Source organism: Aeromonas sp. ASNIH5 (assembly GCF_002902865.1).
Taxonomy (GTDB): Bacteria; Pseudomonadota; Gammaproteobacteria; order Enterobacterales; family Aeromonadaceae; genus Aeromonas; species Aeromonas caviae.
The window spans coordinates 3,341,093-3,362,967 of sequence record NZ_CP026122.1; the positions used below are offsets into that span (position 1 = coordinate 3,341,093).

17 protein-coding genes are annotated in these 21,875 nt (G+C 63.5%); 8 read left to right on the forward strand and 9 right to left on the reverse strand.

What is annotated here, in order from left to right; genetic code table 11:
- Nucleotides 1-115: 115 nt before the first annotated feature.
- The 4 genes from glnG to glnA all read right to left on the reverse strand — a co-directional run bounded on the left by glnG (nt 116) and on the right by glnA (nt 4,857).
- Entirely contained in the window at nt 116-1,534 is a 1,419-nt protein-coding gene (gene glnG / locus C2U30_RS15635; RefSeq protein ID WP_010672523.1) for a nitrogen regulation protein NR(I), read from the reverse strand.
- Nucleotides 1,535-1,543: 9 nt separating this feature from the next.
- Nucleotides 1,544-2,599 carry a nitrogen regulation protein NR(II) gene (glnL, locus tag C2U30_RS15640; RefSeq protein ID WP_010672524.1) on the reverse strand — a complete coding sequence of 352 codons (1,056 nt, stop codon included), beginning with the start codon at nt 2,597-2,599 and terminating at the stop codon, nt 1,544-1,546.
- An 86-nt stretch (nt 2,600-2,685) separates the two neighbouring features.
- On the reverse strand, nt 2,686-3,255 hold the full coding sequence (locus C2U30_RS15645) for a DUF4124 domain-containing protein (RefSeq protein ID WP_010672525.1): 570 nt from the start codon (nt 3,253-3,255) through the stop codon (nt 2,686-2,688).
- A 192-nt stretch (nt 3,256-3,447) separates the two neighbouring features.
- The gene (gene glnA / locus C2U30_RS15650; RefSeq protein ID WP_010672526.1) at nt 3,448-4,857 is read right to left on the reverse strand and encodes a glutamate--ammonia ligase; all 1,410 of its coding nucleotides are present in this window, start codon (nt 4,855-4,857) and stop codon (nt 3,448-3,450) included.
- A gap of 350 nt (nt 4,858-5,207) precedes the next feature.
- Here glnA and typA point away from each other — a divergent pair, with 350 nt between their 5' ends.
- The 3 genes from typA to dtd all read left to right on the forward strand — a co-directional run bounded on the left by typA (nt 5,208) and on the right by dtd (nt 8,633).
- Nucleotides 5,208-7,019, forward strand: coding sequence for a translational GTPase TypA (typA, locus tag C2U30_RS15655; protein ID WP_043153538.1), 1,812 nt, complete (start codon nt 5,208-5,210; stop codon nt 7,017-7,019).
- A 177-nt stretch (nt 7,020-7,196) separates the two neighbouring features.
- Complete coding sequence (locus tag C2U30_RS15660; RefSeq protein WP_039039511.1) at nt 7,197-8,069, forward strand: virulence factor BrkB family protein; 873 nt, start codon at nt 7,197-7,199, stop codon at nt 8,067-8,069.
- 126 nt (nt 8,070-8,195) lie between these two features.
- Nucleotides 8,196-8,633, forward strand: a complete 438-nt coding sequence (dtd, locus tag C2U30_RS15665; RefSeq protein WP_039039510.1) for a D-aminoacyl-tRNA deacylase — start codon at nt 8,196-8,198, stop codon at nt 8,631-8,633.
- Nucleotides 8,634-8,698: 65 nt separating this feature from the next.
- Here the strand turns inward: dtd and C2U30_RS15670 are convergent, their stop codons facing one another.
- Nucleotides 8,699-9,379, reverse strand: a complete 681-nt coding sequence (locus tag C2U30_RS15670; protein WP_103244717.1) for a spermidine synthase — start codon at nt 9,377-9,379, stop codon at nt 8,699-8,701.
- Nucleotides 9,380-9,552: 173 nt separating this feature from the next.
- On the opposite strand from C2U30_RS15670, the gene C2U30_RS15675 reads away from it, so the two are divergent.
- The gene (locus C2U30_RS15675) at nt 9,553-10,461 is read left to right on the forward strand and encodes a bifunctional GNAT family N-acetyltransferase/hotdog fold thioesterase (protein WP_010672532.1); all 909 of its coding nucleotides are present in this window, start codon (nt 9,553-9,555) and stop codon (nt 10,459-10,461) included.
- Between the two features lie 46 nt (nt 10,462-10,507).
- Here the strand turns inward: C2U30_RS15675 and C2U30_RS15680 are convergent, their stop codons facing one another.
- From C2U30_RS15680 to C2U30_RS15695, 4 genes are all read right to left on the reverse strand, one after another.
- Nucleotides 10,508-12,574, reverse strand: a complete 2,067-nt coding sequence (locus C2U30_RS15680; RefSeq protein ID WP_103244074.1) for an AsmA-like C-terminal region-containing protein — start codon at nt 12,572-12,574, stop codon at nt 10,508-10,510.
- Nucleotides 12,575-12,716: 142 nt separating this feature from the next.
- A complete protein-coding gene (gene recG / locus C2U30_RS15685; protein WP_199767284.1) occupies nt 12,717-14,786 on the reverse strand; it encodes an ATP-dependent DNA helicase RecG in 2,070 nt (689 codons plus the stop codon).
- A gap of 176 nt (nt 14,787-14,962) precedes the next feature.
- On the reverse strand, nt 14,963-16,312 hold the full coding sequence (gene pssA, locus C2U30_RS15690; protein WP_161957705.1) for a CDP-diacylglycerol--serine O-phosphatidyltransferase: 1,350 nt from the start codon (nt 16,310-16,312) through the stop codon (nt 14,963-14,965).
- A 152-nt stretch (nt 16,313-16,464) separates the two neighbouring features.
- Nucleotides 16,465-17,826 (reverse strand): GntP family permease, encoded by a 1,362-nt coding sequence (locus C2U30_RS15695; RefSeq protein WP_223919610.1) that lies wholly within the window; start codon nt 17,824-17,826, stop codon nt 16,465-16,467.
- 165 nt (nt 17,827-17,991) lie between these two features.
- Here C2U30_RS15695 and C2U30_RS15700 point away from each other — a divergent pair, with 165 nt between their 5' ends.
- The 4 genes from C2U30_RS15700 to C2U30_RS15715 all read left to right on the forward strand — a co-directional run bounded on the left by C2U30_RS15700 (nt 17,992) and on the right by C2U30_RS15715 (nt 21,840).
- Nucleotides 17,992-18,501 carry a gluconokinase gene (locus C2U30_RS15700; RefSeq protein WP_039039504.1) on the forward strand — a complete coding sequence of 170 codons (510 nt, stop codon included), beginning with the start codon at nt 17,992-17,994 and terminating at the stop codon, nt 18,499-18,501.
- A gap of 60 nt (nt 18,502-18,561) precedes the next feature.
- Nucleotides 18,562-20,358 (forward strand): phosphogluconate dehydratase, encoded by a 1,797-nt coding sequence (gene edd, locus C2U30_RS15705; protein ID WP_103244078.1) that lies wholly within the window; start codon nt 18,562-18,564, stop codon nt 20,356-20,358.
- Nucleotides 20,359-20,367: 9 nt separating this feature from the next.
- Nucleotides 20,368-21,009, forward strand: a complete 642-nt coding sequence (locus tag C2U30_RS15710) for a bifunctional 4-hydroxy-2-oxoglutarate aldolase/2-dehydro-3-deoxy-phosphogluconate aldolase (protein WP_039039502.1) — start codon at nt 20,368-20,370, stop codon at nt 21,007-21,009.
- Nucleotides 21,010-21,147: 138 nt separating this feature from the next.
- The gene (locus C2U30_RS15715) at nt 21,148-21,840 is read left to right on the forward strand and encodes a helix-turn-helix domain-containing protein (protein ID WP_103244079.1); all 693 of its coding nucleotides are present in this window, start codon (nt 21,148-21,150) and stop codon (nt 21,838-21,840) included.
- Nucleotides 21,841-21,875: the final 35 nt, after the last annotated feature.

Here is a 21,875-nt window from a genome sequence, read left to right on the forward strand (position 1 = left end):
AAAGCCTGCCATTCTAGGCGGGACGCCTGAAAAAGATACCCCGTTTGCAAGCAAACGGGGTGTGATTGGTCAGGCTTTCCCTCAAGGCGTGATGGGAATCGTTTTTCCCGCAGGCTCAGGGAATGTCGAGCTCCTTGAGCTTGCGGGTCAGAGTATTGCGGCCCCAGCCGAGCAGGCGGGCTGCCTCCTGCTTGTGACCATGGGTGTGATCCAGTGCCGTCTCCAGCATGATCCGTTCGAACTGGGGCATGGCATCCGCCAGGATATCGGTCTCCCCCAGCGCCAGCTTGGCGGCCACCCAGTCCTGCAACTGCTGCTGCCAGCCACCGGTCAGGGCGGGCTGGCCCGGCTCGGCGGTGCTGGTGATGGGCGTCAGCAGCTCGGTGGGCAGATCGCCTACCAGCACCTCCTGGCCCGAGGCCATCACCGTCAGCCAGCGGCAGACGTTCTCCAGCTGGCGCACGTTGCCCGGCCAGGGGAGACGGCTGATGTAGGTCTGGGTATCCGGGTGCAGGCTCTTGGCCTCCACGTTCAGCTCCTTGGCGGCTCGCAGCAGGAAGTGCTGGGCCAGCTGGGGGATGTCCTCCCGGCGCTCCTTGAGGGCCGGAATATGGATGCGGATGACGTTGAGGCGGTGGAACAGGTCTTCCCGAAACTCGCCGTCGGCGACCCGTTTCTCCAGATTCTGGTGGGTGGCGGCAATGATCCGCACATCCACCTGCACCGGTTGGTGGCCACCAACCCGGTAGAACTGCCCGTCCGCCAGAACCCGCAGCAACCGGGTCTGCACGTCCAGCGGCATGTCGCCTATTTCGTCGAGAAACAGGGTGCCACCATCGGCCTGTTCGAAGCGGCCGTGACGAATGTTGTTGGCGCCGGTGAAGGCTCCCTTCTCATGACCGAACAGCTCGGATTCGATGAGATCTTTCGGGATGGCCGCCATGTTGAGGGCGATGAAGTTCTTGTGGGCCCGGGGGCTGTGCTTGTGCAGGGCATGGGCAACCAGCTCCTTGCCGGTACCGCTTTGACCGTTGATGAGCACCGAGATGCTGGAGCGCGACAGCCGGCCGATGGCGCGGAACACCTCCTGCATGGCAGGGGCTTCGCCGATGATCTCCGGGGTGGTGGTGGCTTCCTGTTGGCGAGCCTTGCGCTTGGTACGTTGCTCCTTGAGGTGGTTCTCGGCTCGGCGTACCAGGGTGACCGCCTCGTCGATGTCGAACGGCTTGGGCAGGTATTCGAAGGCACCGCGCTGGTAGGCGTTGACCGCGCTGTCGAGGTCCGAGTGGGCCGTCATGATGATGATGGGCAGATCGGCCTGGCGGCGATGGATCTGCTCCAGCAGGCTCAGGCCGTCGATGCCCGGCATGCGGATATCCGAGAGGATCACGTCCGGTGAGCGCATCTCCAGTGAACTCAGCAGGGCTTCGCCGTCGGCGAAACTTTCGCATTCGAAGCCTTCGCTGCCAAGGGTGCGCTCCAGAACCCACCGGATGGAGCTGTCGTCATCGACGATCCACACTTTTGCTGTCATGAGGTTCCCTTACTTGCGAAGTGGTAAATAAATGGTGAATTCGGTGTGGCCCGGCCAGCTGATGCAGTCGATGCGACCCTTGTGCTGATCGATCAGGTTCTGGGCGATGGAGAGGCCCAGGCCCGTTCCCCCTTCCTTGCCGGTGATCATGGGGTAGAAGAGGGTGTCGCGAATGGCGTCGGGAATGCCGGGGCCGTTGTCGATGATCTTGATTTCGGCCGCCAGGCGATAGCGCTGGCCATGGATGGTGATCTGGAAGGCGGTGCGCGTCTTGATGCGGATGAGGCCGTCCTGATCCCCAAGGGCCTCGGCGGCGTTGCGCACTATGTTCAGGAACGCCTGTTGCAGCTGGTCCGATTCCATCTCGAATTCGGGGATGCTGGGGTCGTAGTCCCGCTCGATGCGGATCTGCGGCGGCAGCTCCAGGTCCACCAGACGGCGCACCTGTTCCAGCACGGAGTGAACATTGTGCATCTGGTGACGGCCGGGACGCTGGGGACCGAGCAACCTGTCGACCAGCACCCGCAGGCGATCGGCCTGCTCGATGATGATGCCGGTGTATTCACGCAAGGCCGGGTCGGGCAACTCTTTTTGCAGCAGTTGGGCCGCGCCGCGCAATCCCCCTAGGGGGTTCTTGATCTCGTGCGCCAGGCCGCGCACCAGCTCCTTGGCGGCCTGCTGCTGGGCGTGTTGCTGCAGCTCCTGGCTGATCTTCTTCTGCTGATCGATCTTGCGCAGTTCTACCACCATCAGTCGCTGTTCATGATCGGCCATGGGGCTGACGCTGATCTCTACCAGCCTGGGCTCCCCCTCCACCACCAGGGTGACTTCGCTGTCGGTGAAGCCCTGCCCCGAAATGAGGCACTGTTTGAAACGCTGCAGATCGAGAGAGATGTGTTCCAGCAGGTGGGGCAGTTCGATGCCGATCAGTCGTCGTTCGCTGAGGGAAAGCAGCTGCTCTGCCGCCGGGTTGACGAATTGAATGCAGAGACGTTCATCCATGAGAATGACGGCGGTCAGCAGATTGTCCAAGAGTGTCTTGGCGTTGTCCGAGCGGGTTGGCACAGGTTTCTCCCTAAAACGGTGCTGTACACCTAGAATGCACCAATATAGTGCATCAAGTTTACCCGCATCGGTGCGTCACATCACCCCTAATTGGCCTTGGGGGCGGCTCTGGGAGCCTGATTCACCGACGCCCTGTGCAGGTAAAAGGTGGTTGGCTTAGATTTAGCAAGGATCGTACCGTCTTTGGCGAGCAACTCGAGCCGTGCCTCATAGGCGCCCCTATCGAGGTTTTCCACCCGTATGGCCAGGCTGTTGTGAACCAGGGGCACCGCCTTGCCGTTCAGGATCAGGCGCACATCGTATTGCACCGGGACCTGGGGAGAGATCTCGCCCTGGAAGACGATGTTGCCGGTATTGTCGCGCAATGTGCTGCCCGGTTCCGGAGAGATGAGATCGATCTCCAGGGGAGCCGCTTCCAGGGCTTTCCTGGCATCGACACCGGTCAGGCTGTTGAAGTTGTCCACCTGGACCGAGTGGGGGGCTGTGCCGATGAGCGGCGAGACCCGCAGGTCCACCTCTTTTGCGCTCTTGCCGGGAGGAGGGGCATCGGTGTAGTGGGTCACCCCCTGGGGATCGACCCAGGAGTAGACGCGGGCGGCCTGTGCGGAACAGGAGGCCATCAGCAGGAGGCTCAGCAGCCAGGGTACAGTGTTCATCCATCTCTCCTTGACGGGGTTCACCTTAATCCTATCAGAGAAAAACCACGGGGTCGGGGTGTGAACAGCCGAGGGTGGTACGGCTCCGTGAATGGGATCATCTTTCTGCACGATCGTGCCCGTTCGGCGGTATTTCCGTTGCCAGAATGAAAAAAAACCCGCCAGATGGCGGGTTTGTCATGGGAAGGCGGATTAGACGGAGTAGTACAGCTCGAACTCCAGCGGGTGCGGGGTCATGCGCACGCGGTCAACATCCTGCTGTTTCAGTTCCAGGTAGGAGTTGATGAAGTCATCGCTGAACACGCCACCACGGGTCAGGAACTCACGGTCTGCATCCAGTGCGGACAGCGCTTCGTCCAGGGAACCGGCAACGGTCGGCACTTCGGCGGCTTCTTCCGGCGGCAGATCGTACAGGTTCTTGTCCATGGCATCGCCCGGATGGATCTTGTTGATGATACCGTCCAGACCGGCCATCAGCTGGGCAGCGAAGGCCAGGTACGGGTTGGCAGCCGGATCCGGGAAGCGTACTTCGATGCGGCGGGCTTTCGGGCTCGGCACGACCGGGATACGGATGGAGGCAGAGCGGTTGCGGGCGGAGTAGGCCAGCATGACCGGTGCTTCATAGCCCGGCACCAGACGCTTGTAGGAGTTGGTGGTCGGGTTGGCGAAGGCGTTGATGGCCTTGGCGTGCTTGATGATGCCGCCGATGTAGTGCAGTGCCATCTCGGACAGACCGCCATACAGGTCACCTGCGAACAGGTTGACGCCGTCTTTGGCCAGGGACTGGTGGCAGTGCATGCCGGAGCCGTTGTCGCCAAACATGGGTTTCGGCATGAAGGTGACGGTCTTGTTGTAGGCGTGGGCCACGTTGTGGATCACGTACTTCAGGACCTGCACTTCGTCAGCCTTCAGGGTGAGGGTGTTGAAGCGGGTTGCGATCTCGTTCTGACCGGCAGTCGCCACTTCGTGGTGGTGAGCTTCGACGACCTGGCCCATCTCTTCCAGCACCAGGCACATGGCGGCACGGATGTCCTGGGAGGAGTCAACCGGGGCAACCGGGAAGTAACCACCCTTGACGAACGGACGGTGACCCTTGTTGCCGTGCTCGTAGTCGGTACCGGAGTTCCAGGCAGCTTCTTCGGATTCGATCTTCACGAAGCTGTGGCCCATGGTGTTGGAGAAGGTGATGTTGTCGAACATGAAGAATTCCGGCTCCGGCCCGAACAGCACGGTGTCAGCGATGCCGCTGGACTTCAGGAAATCTTCGGCACGCTTGGCGATGGAGCGCGGATCACGGTCATAGCCTTGCATGGTGGCGGGTTCAAGCACGTCACAGACGATGTTCAGAGTGGTCTCTTCGGTGAACGGGTCCAGTTTGGCGGAAGCCGGGTCCGGCATCAGCACCATGTCAGACTCGTTGATGCCCTTCCAGCCGCCGATGGAGGAACCATCGAACATCTTGCCGTCTTCGAAGAAGTCTTCGTCAACCTGGTGGGAAGGGATGGATACGTGCTGCTCTTTACCCTTGGTGTCGGTAAAACGCAGATCAACAAACTTGACTTCGTGTTCCTGGATCAGGGCCAAAACGTTCTGGGCTGACATGCTAAGTAACCTCCGGTGTTAAAACTCTTTGGGTGAATGCGTCGTCACATTCACATAAGCCAGTATCGTGCCAAGTTTGTGACAGCTTGATTTCAGGGCACTTGCACCGTTTCAGGCTGCCGAGAAACCCGTTCTCATGCCGGTTGCTGCATTAAAGTGGTGCAACCTTGGATCGTTTTGGTGCACCGAGATGGTGCGCCAGCGTATCCAGGCCATCTAAGCAGCCTTTTGCCGCGGGGTCCATGATCCTGATCCTTTGTTGTGTGTGAATGTGTTGCAATTCTGCTAGGCAGATCACAAAGGCGAGAGTACAATTAGCGCCCAATTTTACCCGGTGATTTGAGGCGAGAATGTTAGAGAATTTACGCAATATTGCGATTATTGCGCACGTTGACCACGGCAAAACGACTCTGGTTGATAAGCTGCTGCAGCAATCCGGCACTCTGGATCGCACCAGCGAAGGTCAGGAACGGATCATGGACTCCAATGATCTGGAACGGGAACGTGGCATCACCATTCTCGCCAAGAACACTGCGATCCGCTGGAACGACTACCGCATCAACATCGTGGATACCCCGGGTCACGCCGACTTCGGTGGTGAAGTTGAGCGCGTACTCTCCATGGTTGACTCCGTGCTGCTGCTGGTCGACGCCGTTGACGGCCCGATGCCGCAGACCCGTTTCGTGACCCAGAAGGCGTTCGCCCAGGGTCTGAAGCCCATCGTGGTCATCAACAAGATCGACCGTCCGGGTGCTCGTCCTGACTGGGTAATGGATCAGGTCTTCGATCTGTTCGACAACCTGGGTGCCACCGATGAGCAACTGGACTTCAAGGTTGTTTACGCCTCTGCACTGAACGGTTGGGCCACCCTGGATCAGGACGTCCCGTCCGAGAACATGGAACCCCTGTTCCAGGCCATCGTCGACAACGTGGAAGCCCCGAAGGGCGACGTTGACGGTGCCTTCCAGATGCAAATCTCCCAGCTGGACTACAACTCCTACGTGGGCGTCATCGGTATCGGCCGCATCACTCGTGGTCGCGTCAAGACCAACCAGCAGGTCACCATCGTCAGTGCCAACGGCAAACCGCGTACCGGCAAGGTCGGTCAGGTGCTGGGCTACCTGGGCCTGTCCCGTACCGAAGTGACCGACGCGCAAGCGGGCGACATCATCGCCATCACAGGTCTGGGCGAGCTGAAGATCTCCGACACCATCTGTGACAACAGTGCCGTCGAAGCCCTGCCGCCGCTCTCCGTTGACGAGCCGACCGTGAACATGACCTTCCAGGTCAACACCTCGCCGTTCGCCGGTAAAGAAGGCAAGTTCGTCACCTCCCGCAACATTCTGGAGCGTCTGAACCAGGAACTAGTCCACAACGTGGCCCTGCGCGTGGAAGAGACCGAAGATCCGGACAAGTTCCGCGTCTCCGGCCGTGGTGAACTGCACCTCTCCATCCTGATCGAAAACATGCGTCGCGAAGGTTACGAACTGGCGGTATCCCGTCCGGAAGTTATCCTGCGTACCGTGGACGGCGAACTGCAAGAACCGTTCGAAACCGTTACTGTGGACGTGGAAGAAGCGCATCAGGGTTCCGTGATGGAGCAGCTCGGCCTGCGTAAAGGCGAGATGACCAACATGACCCCGGATGGCAAGGGTCGCGTCCGTCTGGACTTCATCATCCCGAGCCGTGGCCTGATCGGCTTCCAGACCGAGTTCCTGACCATGACCTCTGGTACCGGTCTGCTGTATCACACCTTCGACCACTACGGTCCGCACAAGGGTGGCAGCATCGGTGAGCGTCAGAACGGCGTGCTGATCTCCAACGCCACCGGCAAGGCCCTGACCTTCGCCCTGTTCGGTCTGCAAGACCGCGGTCGTCTGTTCATCGGTCACGCGACCGAAGTGTACGAAGGCCAGGTCATCGGGATCCACTCCCGCTCCAACGACCTGACCGTCAACTGCCTGAAAGGCAAGCAGCTGACCAACATGCGTGCCTCCGGTACCGACGAAGCCCAGGTGCTGACTCCGCCGATCCGCATGACCCTGGAGCAGGCTCTCGAGTTCATCGACAACGACGAGCTGGTGGAGATCACCCCGAAAGCCATCCGTATCCGCAAGAAACTGCTGACCGAGATGGATCGCAAGCGCGCCGGTCGTGCTTGATCGATAGCTGTTCATCGACAGACCAAAGAGAGGCCTTATGGCCTCTTTTTTTATGGGCTCGACATGAGGGCGCATGGGGTTTGAGCTCGATGGCGGCGCATCCGGCCGGTCTGCGGGTGGCCAAATGACCACCCTATCTGACACAATGTCTGCATGATCACGCTTACGAGAAACAAGATGCAGCAGCAGATCCGCGGCCGTCTGGCCCATGCACTCTCCTTCTTGCGCCACGATGGTGCCCACTTCGCCCAGTTTGTCTGGGGCCGCTTCCAGCAGGACAGATTGACGGTGACTGCCGGTTACCTGGCCTATGTCACCCTGCTCTCCCTGGTGCCCATGATCGCCGTGGTGTTCGGCATGATGTCGGCCTTTCCGGTGTTCCAGAGCCTGAAGCAGGCGATGGAGCAGTTCGTCTATCACAACTTCGTCCCCACCGCCGGCGAGATGCTCAAGGAGTACATCGACGGCTTCGTGGCCAACGCCACCAACACCACGGCCGTCGGTATCGGTGCCCTGATCGTGGTGGCCCTGATGCTCATCTCGGCCATCGACAAGAACCTCAACTACATCTGGCGATCCACCCGAAGCCGGCCCTTGGCCCAGGCATTCGCCATGTACTGGATGATCCTGACCCTGGGCCCCGTGCTCATCGGTGCCAGCATCGCCATCTCCTCCTACATTCTCTCGCTCAGGTTGTTCGCGGCTGACAGCCTGTTCGGTATCGGCTATCTGCTGCTGCGCAGCCTGCCGTTCCTCTTCTCCGTGCTCACCTTCCTGCTGATCTATACCGTGGTGCCCAACTGCCGCGTGCGGCTGACCCACGCCTTCATCGGTGCCCTGGTGGCGGCCACCCTGTTCGAGCTGGCCAAGCGCGGCTTTGCCATCTACATCACCAACTTCCCCTCCTACCAGGCCATCTATGGCGCCCTGGCGACCATTCCCATCCTGTTCGTCTGGGTGTATCTGAGCTGGCTGGTGGTGTTGCTGGGGGCCGAGACCACCGCCTGCCTCGGGGAGTACGAGAAGCCCGGTGCAGAGGAGCTGGCCTGACGCCGGCCGGCCATCACACCGGATCCCGGCACAAAGACGTTGGCCCGGGCAGGGCATTTATTGGTAGCATCGACGACCGCTCATCCTGCAGGATGGGCGGTCGTGCTGTTTTGAGAGGAGAGGGATGTGATTGCACTGATTCAGCGGGTCAGCGAGGCCAGCGTAACGGTAGAGGGAGAGGTGACTGGGGCCATCGGCCAGGGGTTGCTGGTGCTGCTCGGGGTGGAGCAGGGGGATGACGAGGCCAAGGCCGACAAGCTGCTGCACAAGGTGAGCGGCTATCGCATCTTCTCTGACGAGAACGGCAAGATGAACCTCAACGTGAGTCAGGTGGGTGGCAGCCTGCTGGTGGTCTCCCAGTTCACCCTGGCGGCGGATACCGGCAAGGGGATGAGACCCAGCTTCTCCGGTGGCGCCCATCCCGCAGATGCCGAGCGACTCTATGAGTACTTCGTGGCCCGCGCCAGGGAGAGCGGCGTGCCGACCGAAACCGGCCGCTTCGCCGCCGACATGAAGGTCAGGCTGCTCAACGACGGCCCCGTCACCTTCTGGCTGCAGGTATAAGGGTGGCGGGCAGGTCAGGACTCACCGGAGGGCAGGACGCGATGCCTGCACACTTCGCAGGTTCTTCACCCTGCCGGTGCTCGCCCGCCCAGGCTAAGCTGACGGGTCGCGTGCAGGATGACGTTGCGGTAGCCGGGCACGTCGTGGACGTGGGTCTGGCCTATCCACTCCTCTGCCAATCGCAGAGCCTGTGCCTGTTCGAGCCGGGTGCGGGGCAGCAGATTGATGATGAGGGTGCCGCTCAGGCGGCTGGCCAGCGCCTGATAGAGCGGAGCCTGGAACAGCAGCAGGGGGTTGCCGTCCTGGCTGAACAAATCCAGCAGCACCAGATCGTAGCTCTCCTGGCTCTGGTGCAGGAAGTGCAGCGCATCGGCGTGATGCAGCCGAGGCGAGCCCCCTGACGAGGGGAGGAAGAACTGCTGGAACAGGGTGAGGATCTCGGCATCCAGATCCACGCAGTCGTGGTGGGCATCGGGCCAGCGTGCCGCCAGGTGACGGGTGAGATCCCCTCCGCCCAACCCCAGCTCCAGGATCCGGCTTGCCTGCTTTGGCAACTGCTCCGCGATGCTCCGTTGATGAGGCAGACAGAGGCGGGCCGGTTGGTGGAGGCTCATGGCGGATTGCACCACGCCGTCCATTTCCAGCCAGCGATGACGGGCATTTTCAAGCACCGAAACGCGGCGTTCGGGTTTGGCACTGAGGTGCAATAAGTGATCGGCTTGGTACGCTTGCAGATTGAAGTCCATGAATTTGCACGGCAAGATGGCTTTCGACCAGTGTAACTCAAGGATGTTGTTATGTACCGGGTGGTCACCCCCCAAACGGCAGCCGAGCTGGATACCTACTACAGGCTGCGCCGGGAGAAATGGTTGCGTCAGTCCTTCCATCTGCCAGTCGGCGCACACTCAAGGATCGCTTTATGTACCGGGTAGTCACCCCAGAAACACCAGCGGAGCTGGATGCTTACTATCAGTTGCGCTGGGAACTTCTGCGCAAACCCTTCAATCTGCCCCTGGGCTCCGAGCGTGACGAGTACGATACCGTCGCCATTCATCGGCTGATGCTCTCCCCCGACGGAACGCCCATCGCCGTGGGTCGCCTCTTTGTGGGCGGCGATGAAGCCCAGATCCGCTTTATGGCGCTGCGACCCGAATTTCGCGGCCAGGGGCTGGGCGCCCGCATGGTGGAGGATCTCGAGCAGCTTGCCCGCGACGAGAAGGTGAAACGGCTGGTGATGAACGCCCGCCAGGAGGCGGTGGAGTTCTATCGCCGCTGCGGCTTCCTCGAGGTTGGGGAAGGCCCCGTCTCCTTCGGCCGCATCCCTCACCGCCAGATGATCAAGTCCCTGAGTCCCATGCAGACCATCCAGTACCGTCCGGAGTGGTGCCAGGATCTCACCACCCGCTGGTCGCGGGGCATTCCCATCAGCGAGAAGATGGGGGTGCACATCACCCACTACGATGGCCAGACCTTCCACCTCAAGGCCAACCTTGCGGCCAATCTCAACGTCCACGACACCATGTTCGCCGGCAGCATTTACAGCCAGTGTGTGCTGGCGGGCTGGGGTCTCATCTGGTTGCAGCTCAAGGAGGCAGGGCTGGGAGGGGATACCGTGCTGGCCGAGGGCAACATCAAGTATTACCGGCCGGTGAGCGAAGAGCCGGAGGCGCGGGTGGCCCGGGAGGGCATGCCCGCCGTGCTCGAGCCGCTGAGGGGCGGAGAATCCGCCAAGTTCAGCCTGCGGGTGCAGCTGTTCAGCGGCCGCAAGCTGGCGGTGGAGTTTGTCGGTCAGTATGTGGTACTGCCCATCAAGCGCGGCGCACGCTGATCTCTGATGTTCACAGCAACAAGGCCTCTTCGCGAGGCCTTGTTCGTTATTGGGCGGCAGGGGCCGGGGGCCGGGGGCGCCAGAGCGGGCCGCTTCGTCCCTGGGCGGGGTAGCGCACACCCGCCTCCCAGCCACAGGCGTCCTGTCCAGTGGGGAAACTCCAGCCCAGGTCGGGCGCATTGAGGGGGCCGCGCCAGCGGGCGAGCAGCTCGGCGCAGCGTCCCTTGTTCAGGACCCCGAGGTCGAGCTGCCACTGGTCTGCGGCCAGGTCGACACCCCCTTGCAGTGCCAGCAGGTGGGTGATGGTGGAGGCACCGCCTTGCTCGATCCGCACCTTGCCCTGCTCCGCCCTGGCATCCAGCCTGATCTGATAGAAGGGGGTGTCTCCGCGTTGCATCGCCTGCCACAGCGTCTGCGGTGTCAGATCGGGGGGGGTCTGCTCCCTGAACCAGTCATCCAGCAGGGGGTCGATGCCGACCTTGTCCCAGAAGGGATCCTTGCTCTCCAGGCTCAGGCTGCCCTGAAGGGTCCGGCGCCAGTTGGCCGTCTGCTCGCCGGGTTGCCCGTTGAGGTCGGCCTGCAGATCTGCTGCCAGATCCACCTTGCCCGCGAAGGAGACGGGGGAGTGCAGCAACTTGCCCCACTGCTCCAGATCCAGCTGCTTGCCCTGCAACTGCATACGGCTCTCCTGCCCGGGCGTTCTGCCCCACTGGCCGCTCAGGTTGAGGGAGCCCTCGTCGGGCAGGGAGGTGGCGAGGGTGTTTAGCTGCCAGGAGCTGGGGGTCAGCTCGCCATCCAGGGTGCCGTTGCGGGCACTGAGACCGTCCCACACCAGCTCGAACCACTTGCTCTCGATGCGGGCTCGCCCCAGCAGGGGGCCTGGCTGGTTGCCCCGTAGGGCGAGATCGTTCAGGTAGAGTTGCCAGCCGGTCAGGGAGAGGGGCAGGGTGTCGTCGAAAGAGAGCACCTTGAGCTTGTCGAAGGCCAGTTTGCGGATGTCGATCTGTTGCGGGCGCCAGCCCTGCCAATCCTGCCACCACCCCTGGGGCAAACTGATGTCCATACCGCTCAGGGCCAGATCCTTCAGTGTCAGCTTCTGCTGCTGGGTGTCGAGGGCCAGCTCGACGTTGAACTCCCCTTCGTATGCTTTGCCCCGCAGCTCGGCATCCAGCTGCCGGGGGGAGAAGGCGAGCTTGCCCTCGACGGCCTCAAGCTGGAACAGGCCGCGGCCCATGTCGCCCAGGGTGCCCGCCAGATAGCCGCTGGGCTGGCTGCCCGCCTGCCAGTCGAAGGCGGTGAGCTGGCCGTTGAAGTTGTTGAGGGAGAGCTCCTGATCGATGGCATTGATGCTCATCTGGGCAAGCTGACCCCTGTCCAGGGTGATGCGGCGCAGGGGGAGCTCGCCAGGGGGAATGTCACCAAGCTCGAGGCGCATGGCGCGGGCCTTGAGATCGTGCAGTTGCAGGCTGCGCTCTGGCCAGTTCAGCACCATGCCGGTCTCGAGCAGGCCGTCGAACAGGTTGGTGCTCAGTCTGTCGGTGCTGAGCACCTGCCCCTCCAGCCGCCCCTTGAGGCTGAGACGGGCCAGGGTGAACATGGGGGTCTCCAGCTGGTTGATGCCCAGGGTGAGGTTGGCCTGGGGCTGGCGTCTCGGGTCGATCAGTTCCCAGTCACTCAGGGACGCACTGAGGCCGCGCAGGGTCAGGGCCTCGCTCTGCAGGCTCAGGTTGTCGATGGTGCTGTCGCTGATGGTGAGGGAGTGAACCGGCAGGCTTGGCAACTGGTTGGGGAGCGGCAGCTTGATGACGGGACGGATGAGGTCCAGGTGGGCGATGCGCACATCCCGGTTCAACCAGTCGATGTGCTCGATCTCCAGATAGAGTTTTTCCAGCTGTACCGCATCCCCATAGCGCACCTGTTCCGCCAGCAGGGTGTAGGGGTGCAGCGGATTGAACACCAGCCGGCCTATGGTGACGGGCACCCCGGTCTGCTGGCTGAGCCAGTTGGCGATGGGGCCTTTGGCGCGCTCGGCATCGAACAGGCCGAGACCGACCCAGACAAAGAGCAGCAGGAAGGCAAAGGTGTAGAGCAGGCCGCGCAGCCAGGAATTCATCAGTGCTTTCCTCCTGTTTCTGTTGCTTGGTCAGGCATTCGAGTAGTGATCCCGTAGACCGAGCCAGCATCGTATCAAGGGTTCGACATGGCTCGGGTGTTTATCCATCAGGCAAGGTGACCCTCTTCTGCATCTGCCCTGGTCAAGCATTGGAGTAGTGGTCCCGCAGGCCCAACCAGCGGCGGATCAGGGGCTCGACATGAGCCGGGTGTTTGTCCATCAGGAAGCGCGCCATCTTCTGCACCTGGGGAATGAGCGGCTGGTCGCGCACCAGATCGGCGATCTTGAGATCGGCCAGGCCGGTCTGGCGGGTACCGAGCAGCTCGCCTGGGCCGCGCAGTTCCAGATCCCGCTGGGCGATGAGAAAGCCGTCATTGGTCTCCCGCAGTACCCCGAGGCGGCTCTGGGCGGTCTTGGACAAGGGGGCATGATAGAGCAGCACGCAGTGAGAGGCCACCGACCCCCGCCCGACCCGGCCGCGCAGCTGGTGCAACTGGGCCAGCCCCAGTCGCTCCGGGTTTTCGATGATCATCAGGCTGGCATTGGGCACATCCACCCCCACCTCGATGACGGTGGTGGCGACCAGCAGTTGCAGTATGCCCGTCTTGAACTCCTCCATCACCCGTTGTTTCTCGACGGGGAGCATCCGGCCGTGTACCAGGCCGATGTGCAGGCCGGGCAGCAGGGTTTGCAGCTCGGCGGCAGTGTCTTCGGCGGCCTGGCACTCCAGCACCTCCGACTCCTCGATCAGGGTGCAGACCCAGTAGGCCTGCTTGCCCTCCTCGCAGGCGAGCCTCACCCGCTCGATCACGTCCTGGCGGCGACTGTCCGGCAGGGCGACCGTGGTAATGGGAGTGCGGCCCGGCGGCAGCTCGTCGATGACCGAGGTGTCGAGGTCGGCATAGGCGGTCATCGCCAGGGTGCGGGGGATGGGGGTGGCGGTCATGATGAGCTGATGGGGATGCACCCCTTCCCGCTCTCCTTTTTCCCGCAGGGCGAGGCGCTGATGCACGCCGAATCTGTGCTGTTCGTCGATGATGACCAGGGCGAGGCGCTGGAACACCACCTGCTCCTGGAAGATGGCGTGGGTGCCCACCACCATCTTGACGCTGCCATCTTTGATCGCGGCCAGCGCCTCTTCCCGCGCTTTGCCCTTCTGCTTGCCCGCCAGCCAGCCCACCTTGATGCCGAGCGGCTCCAGCCACCTGGCGAAGTTGATGGCGTGCTGTTCGGCCAGCAGCTCGGTCGGGGCCATCAGCCCCACCTGGCAGCCGTTGCCGATGGCCTGCAGGGCGGCCAGCGCCGCGACCAGCGTTTTACCTGAGCCCACGTCCCCCTGCACCAGCCGCATCATGGGGTGGCTCTGTTGCAGATCCCTGGCTATCTCCGCCACCACCCGGCTCTGGGCGCCGGTGGGGGTGAACGGCAGGGCGCCGAGCAGCTGCCGGACCAGCTCGGGAGCGGGTTTGAGGGCACGGGCCAGCTGGGTCTGTGCCTGGGCCCGCACCTTCAAGACCGAGAGGTTGTGGGCCAGCAGCTCTTCCAGTACCAGCCGCTGCTGTGCCGGGTGCTGGCCGCTCTCGAGCAGGGCCAGCGCCACCGAGGGAGGCGGGCGGTGCAGCAGCTTCAGGGCGGCGGCAAGATCGATCTGCTGGGGATAGAGGCCGGCAGGCAGCAGCTCCTCGACCCCGTAGAGGTCGAGCTGGGCTAGGGCCTGATCCGTGAGGCTGCGCAGGGTGAGCTGGCGCAGCCCCTCTGTGGTGGGGTAGACGGGGGTGAGGGCCTCTTCGGTCTGGCCGGCCTGCTCCTCGCCGAGCAGCTTGTACTCGGGGTGGGCCATCTCCAGGCCGTACTTGCCGGGACGTGTCTCGCCGAAGCAGCGGATAAGGCGGCCCTGGGCCAGGCTGTTTTTCTGGGCAGCGGTGAAATTGAAGAAGCGCAGGGTCAGGCTGCCGGTGCCGTCGCTGATACGGCACACCAGCATGCGGCGGCGCCCCATCACCAGCTGGGTGTCCTGGATCTCGCCCTCGACGGCACCGTGCAGTCCGGGCGGCAGATCGCCGATGGGCCACACCTGGGTGCGGTCCTCGTAGCGCAGGGGGAGGTGGAACAGCAGGTCCTGTACCGTGGCCAGCCCCAGCCGCTCGAGTTTCTCCAGCATCTTGCTGCCGACACCCTTGAGGCTGTCGAGGGAGATTTTATCCAATTTCATCAATTAGATGCCCGAAAACACTGTAAATATGTCCAGATGATAGGGGGTGTTGCGGCCTCGATGCAAGCCGCGTTGTGCCGTTCCGGGCTGGTGGGCAAGGGAGCAGAGGGAGGGTCATCCATGAAAAAGGCCTGCCGGAAACGGCAGGCCTTTTCACTGACGGGGCGCCCTGGCGGTCAGATGATGCGCTTGAGCAGGAGGTGAGCCTTGACCCTGTGGATCCGGGCCAGCAGCTTGCGCACCTGATCCGGGTAATCCTTGATCTGCTCTATCTGGTCGAAGTGACTGATGCGGCGGGTGTGGGCCAGGATGTTCTCCCGCTCCGCACTGAACTGCTCGCGCAGGTGATGGTGCTGGTCGTGTACCAGCAGGCCGTTCTCCAGATCCAGCGCCCAGGCTCGGGGATTGAGGTTGTTGCCGGTGAGCAGGGCCCACTCCTCATCCACGAAGATCCCCTTGAGATGATAGGAGTTCTTCTCGCAGCACCAGAGCATGAGGTTGAGCCGGCCGTTGTCGATGTGGTGCTGGTTGCGCTCGGCAAACTTGCGCAGGTTGGTCTCGTAGAGATAGGGCAGACCGCCGATGGTGGAGAACTTCTCCTCCGGGGGGATGAAGAAGTCGTTGGCGGTCTTGTCGCCCACGACGATGGTCACCTTGCAGCCGCGTTTGAGCAGCGCCTCCACGTCCTTGTTCAACTCCTTGGGGGGGTTGAAGTAGGGGGTGCAGATGAAGATCTCCCGCTCGGTGGCCCGCACCAGGTTGCGGATCATCCGGTTGAGCTGGTTGCCCCGCTTGCCCAGGCCCACCATGGGGGTCACGGCGATCTCCCGATCGTTGGGCTGGATGCTCTCGAAGCGGTACTGGCAGAGGCGCAGGCGCTGCTTGAAGCGGCGGATCGGTCCCTTGAGCTGCTTGGCGCCGGGGATGCCTGTGCGATCCAGCCGCTGGACGGCCTCGCTGCCGAGGAAGACGTCATCCACGTAGTTGACCATGCTGCGGGTCAGTGCCGGGCTGTGGATCTGGTGATAGCGATCGAAGCGGTAGCGCTCCTGCTGGTGCAGGTAGATGTCGTTGAGGCTGGCGCCGGAGTAAAGCAGGGTGTTGTCGAAGATGAAGCCCTTGAGGTGCAGCACCCCGAGCAGCTCGCGGCCCTTGACCGGCACGCCGTAGATCTCGATCTGGTGTTGGTGGCTGGCGGCCATGGCCTGGTACATCAGGTGGTTGCCCCCCTGCTTGCCCTTGCCGATCAGGCCGCGCTGGGCGCGGTGGAAGTCGACGAACACCTTGATGTCGAGAGAGGGATTGCGCTGCTTGGCGGCATAGAGGGCGGAGAGGATCTCCCGTCCCGCCTCGTCATCCTGCAGATAGAGCGCGATCAGATAGATGCGCTGGGTCGCATGGGCGATGAGCGACAGGATCCGGCTCTTGAAGTCTTTGGCGCTGCTGAGTATCTGGAACTGATCCGCGGCAACCGCGATCTGGGGTAAGCGGGTCAGCAGCTGTCGATAATGTGCCGATGAATGCATAGAGAAGCCTGAAATCACGGGATGAAGCGTTCCACTCGGGGCGAAGAATAGGCAATTCTAGCAATCTGTGGCGATGGGCCCAAGCAAGAATCCGTAAAAAGTCGGTGCAATATCACATCGGGGCCGACGGATGCGGCCCCGATGTGTTTCCGTCAGAGGATGGCGCTGGCCGTGGCCACGATGAGGAAGGCGATGGTGCCGAGCAGGGTCTCCATCACGGTCCAGGTCTTGAGGGTGGTCTTCTCGTCCATGTTGAGGAAGCGGCTGACCAGCCAGAAGCCGGAGTCATTGAAGTGGGAGAGCACGGTGGCGCCCCCGGCGATGGCGATGACGATGAAGGTCAGGTCCAGCTCGCTCAGGCCGGTGGTGGCGGCCACGGTCGGCGCCATCAGGGCGGCGGTGGTGGTCAGGGCCACGGTGGCGGAACCCTGGGCAACCCGCAGCGCGGCGGATACCAGGAAGGCCGCGAGGATCACCGGCATGCCGGTATCGGAGAGCACGTCGGCCAGCGCGGTGCCGATGCCGCTCGCCCGCAATACGCCGCCGAACATGCCGCCGGCACCGGTGACCAGGATGACGGCGCAGACCGGGGCCAGGGCGTCGTTGCAGAACTTCTCGAGCTGCACCTTGCCCTGGCTCTGGCGGAACATCCAGAGGGCGTACAGCACAGTGATGAGCAGGGCGACCGGGGTCTTGCCGACCATGCGCAGCACGTTGACCCAGTCCGCACCCTTGTCGATGACGCCCATGACGCCCAGGGTATTGAGGCCGGTATCCATGAAGATGAGCACCAGCGGCAGCAGCAGGATGGAGATCACCTGGCCGAAGCTCGGCGCCTTGTCGGAGATCTGCTCGGCACTGGCGGTGAAGCTCGGGGGCAGGGGCAGCTCAAACTTCTTGCCGGACCAGAGCCCGAACAGGTAGGCACCCAGATACCAGGTGGGCAGCGCGACCAGCAGGCCCACGACGGTGAGCAGACCGATGTTGGCACCCAGCAGCTCGCTGGCGGCCACCGGGCCCGGGTGGGGCGGCAGGAAGGCATGCATCACCGCGAAGGCGCCGGCGGAGGGCAGGGCATACTTGAGGACGGAGCCGCCGAACTGCTTCGCCACGCTGAAGATGATGGGCAGCATGACGATGAGGCCGGCGTCGAAGAAGATCGGGAAGCCGAACAGCAGGGAGGCCACACCCAGCGCGAAGGGGGCGCGGTGGGAGCCGAAGCGGTTGATCAGGGTATCGGCCAGTACCTTGGCGCCCCCCGTCATCTCCAGGATCCGGCCTATCATGGCGCCGAGGCCGACCAGCAGCGCGACCGAGGCCAGGGTGCCGCCGAAACCGGTCAGCATGGTGGGGATCACCTGGTCATAGGTGACTCCGGTGGCCAGGGCCGTCAGCATGCTGACCAGGGTCAATGCCACGAAGGCATGTACCTTGAATCGCATGATCAGCACCAGCAACATGACAATGGCTCCGCCCGCTACCGAGAGCAGATAGGCGACATCGGGTGTGTTCATTGCTCCGTCCATAAAATTGTCCTCAAATGGTTCTAGTTGTTGTTCTGCACATTTCTGTGCTGCACTTCACATTGCGAAACGTTACCGGTAACATGTTACCGGTAACGTGGTAGCTTAGAACCCATCAGGCGAACGTTTTTTGAAAAGTGAGAGAGAGGTCAAATAATGGCGGGCAAGTGCATTATCGTGATGGGTGTGTGTGGCAGCGGCAAGTCCAGCATCGGCCTCAAGGTGGCCAATGCCCTGGGGGCCAAGTTCATCGACGGCGATGATCTGCACCCTCGCGCGAACATCCAGAAGATGGCGGCGGGCAACCCGCTCAACGACGAAGACAGGGCCCCCTGGCTGGAGCGGATCCGCGATGCGGCCTACAGCCTGGAGCGCAAGAACGAGCTCGGCGTCATCGTCTGCTCGGCCCTCAAGAAGCAGTACCGCGACCAGATCCGCGAGGGCAACGACTCGGTGAGTTTCCTGTTTCTGGATGGCAGCCAGTCCCTCATTCTCGAACGGATGCGGGCACGGCAGGGCCACTTCATGCGCGAAGCCATGGTACAAAGCCAGTTTGATACCCTGGAGCGACCGGATGGCGAGCCCGGCGTGTTTCGCATCGATATCGACGGGACCTTCGAACAGGTGGTCGACCGTGCCGTCACCGCGCTGACGCAGGCGCAATGAGCCATGTCGCGCGCCCGGCTGCGGCCGACCGCGCCCGTATATAGAGTTGGAGAGAAAGCTATGACCCATCCCGTGATCACCCAGGTGACCAACCGCATCCGCGAGCGCAGCACCGCCCGCCGTGCCCGCTTCCTGGCCCGCATCCAGCGCCAGGCCGATCAGGGCAAGACCCGCGCCTCCCTCTCCTGCGGCAACCTGGCCCACGCCGTGGCCGCCTCGAGCTGTGACGAGAAGGGGCGGATCCTCGACATGACCCGCGCCAACGTGGCCATCGTCACCGCCTACAACGACATGCTGAGTGCCCATCAGCCCTATCAGGGCTACCCGGACATCATCAAGGGCGCCCTGGCCGAGCTCGGCCACAGCGCCCAGGTCGCCGGCGGCGTGCCCGCCATGTGCGACGGCGTGACCCAGGGTCAGCCGGGGATGGACATGTCCCTCTTCTCCCGGGATCTCATCGCCCAGGCCACCGCGGTCTCCCTCTCCCACAACACCTTCGACGCCACCCTGCTGCTCGGCATCTGCGACAAGATTGCCCCGGGCCAGATCATGGGGGCGCTTTCCCACGCCCACCTGCCCACCGCCTTCGTGCCTGCCGGTCCCATGGCGAGCGGCATCAGCAACGACGAGAAGGTGAAGGTGCGCCAGCAGTACGCTGCCGGTGAAGTGGGCCGCGACGCCCTGCTCAAGATGGAGTGCGGCGCCTACCACGCGGCGGGCACCTGCACCTTCTACGGCACCGCCAACACCAACCAGCTGGTGTTCGAAGCCATGGGCCTGATGCTGCCGGGTTCCGCCTTCGTGCATCCGCACAGCGAGCTGCGCCACGCCCTCACCGAGGAAGCGGCCCGCCGCATCAGCGCCATGATCCCGGGCTCCCCGGCCTATCGCCCCCTGAGTGCGGTGATCGACGAGCGCGCCCTGGTCAACGGCCTGGTGGCCCTGCTCGCCTCCGGCGGCAGCACCAACCACAGCATCCACATGGTGGCGCTGGCCCGTGCCGCCGGGCTGGAGCTGACCTGGGACGACCTGAGCGATCTCTCCGACGTGGTGCCGCTCCTGGTGCGCATGTACCCGAACGGCCCGGCGGACGTCAACGCCTTCGAACAGGCGGGGGGCGTGCCCGGCCTGATGCGTCGTCTGGCCGAAGAGGGGCTGATCCACATGGATGCTACCCCGGTCTTCGGCGAGATGCAGGACTACCTCAGCCGTCCGGCACTGGTGGATGGCAAGCTGGTGTGGCAACCGGTGGGCGAGAGCGCGGATCCGAGCGTGCTCTCTCCCTCTGGCAGCGAGTTCCAGGCCACCGGCGGCACCAAGCTGCTGGCGGGCAACCTGGGCCGCGCCGTGGTCAAGGTCTCCGCCGTCGCGCCCGAGTATCGGGTCATCGAGGCCCCGGCCCGGGTCTTCTCCTCCCAGCATGCGGTGGAGGCGGCCTACAAGGCCGGTGAGTTGAACCAGGACGCCGTCATCGTGGTGCGCCACAACGGCCCGGCCGCCAACGGCATGCCGGAGCTGCACAAGCTGATGCCGGTACTTGGCAACCTGCAGAAGGCGGGTCACAAGGTGGCGCTGGTCACCGACGGCCGCCTCTCCGGCGCCTCCGGCAAGATCCCGGCCGCCATCCACGTCACCCCGGAAGCCCTGCACGGCGGGGCCATCGGCCTGCTCGCCAATGGCGACCTGCTGCGGGTGGATGCCGAGTCAGGCCGCCTCGACTGCCTGACCGATTTGAGCGGCCGTACCCAGGCCGAGATCGACCTCACCCTGGAACAAGAGGGGTGGGGCCGTGAACTGTTCAGCGTGATGCGTCGCGCGGTATCGAGCGCCGAGTGCGGCGCCACCATCTTTGACTAAGGAAGAGCTATGCAGAACTGGAAAGTGACCCCTGCCGAGGTGTTTGCCGCCTCCCCCCTGGTACCCGTGATGGTCATCAACGACCTGGAGCAGGCCCTGCCCATGGCCAAGGCCCTGCTGGATGGTGGCATCTCGGTGTTCGAGATCACCCTGCGCACCCCGGTGGCGCTGGACGCCATCGCCCTCATCGCCAAGGCGATGCCGGATGCCATGGTCGGTGCCGGTACCGTGCTCAACTGCGCGCAGTTTGATGCCGCCGTCGCTGCCGGTGCCCGCTTCGTCATCTCCCCGGGCATGACCCCGGCCCTGCTGGCCCACGCGGCCAAGAGCACGGCGCCGCTGATCCCGGGCGTGGCCACCCCGTCCGAGGTGATGCAGGCGCTGGAAGCAGGCTACGACCACCTCAAATTTTTCCCGGCCGAGGCGAACGGCGGCACCAAGGCACTCTCCGCCATCGCGGCGCCCCTGCCCCAGGTGAAATTCTGCCCCACCGGCGGCATCGGCCCGAAAAACGTGGCCGACTACCTGGCGCTGAAATGTGTGGCCACCGTCGGCGGCTCCTGGATGCTGCCGGCAGACGCCGTCAAGAGCGGCAACTGGGAGGAGGTGACCCGCCTCTCCCGGGAAGCGGTTGAATTGGTTAAACGATAAGCAAATATCGTTTAGAAAAATTAAACAGGCCACCCCCGGGTGGCCTGCTGTTTTTCCGCCCCCGGAGGGGGTGGGCCGTTTGCTTCCGGCCTCGCCCTGGCTTAAGGTCGGGGGCCGCCCCTCTCCCCTGGAGCCTTCATGTCCTGTCTGCATCCATCCTACCCGCAAGGGCACTTCACCGCGCTGCACTGCCACCCCCATGCCCAATACTGCTATCTGCACGACGGGGGCGGCATCATCACGGGGCGAGGGGAGGGAGAACTGCTGGTGGCGGGCCAGATCTGCTTTATTCCGGCGGGGTGGGAGCACGAGTTTCGCGTGCTGCGCCGCTCCCGGCTCTCCCTCCTCTATGTGCCGACGTCGGCCCGCACCGCCTTCGGCCCCCTGCAGGCCAGCACGCTGCTGGCGGGCCTCTTCGCCCGCCTGCCCGAGCTGGCCGAGGGGGAGGTGAAGGGGGCCTATCTGACGGTGCTTGGCCAGGAGCTGGAGCGCGCCGACCCGCTCGCGGCGCGCATTCCCCTCACCGGGGAGCTGGACCCGCGCCTGCTGCGGGTGCTGGACAGGGTGTGCCAGGCACCCGCCATCCATCTGACGCTGACGGCGCTGGCAGCAGATTGCGGCGCCTCGGTGCGCACCCTCAACCGGCTCTTCCTCCAGCAGCTGGGGTGCAGCTTTCGCCAGTGGCGGGAGCAGGTGGTGCTGGGACGGGCGCGCCAGTTGCAGCACCGGGGGCTAACGCTGGCCCAGATCGCCGATCGGCTCGGCTACGAAGATCCCGGCGCCTTGTCCCGCGCCCTCCAGCGCCTTGCTCGGCGCGAACCGGCGGCCTGAGGGCCCGTCGTCTGCCTTCCTTCCCGCCATGGCGG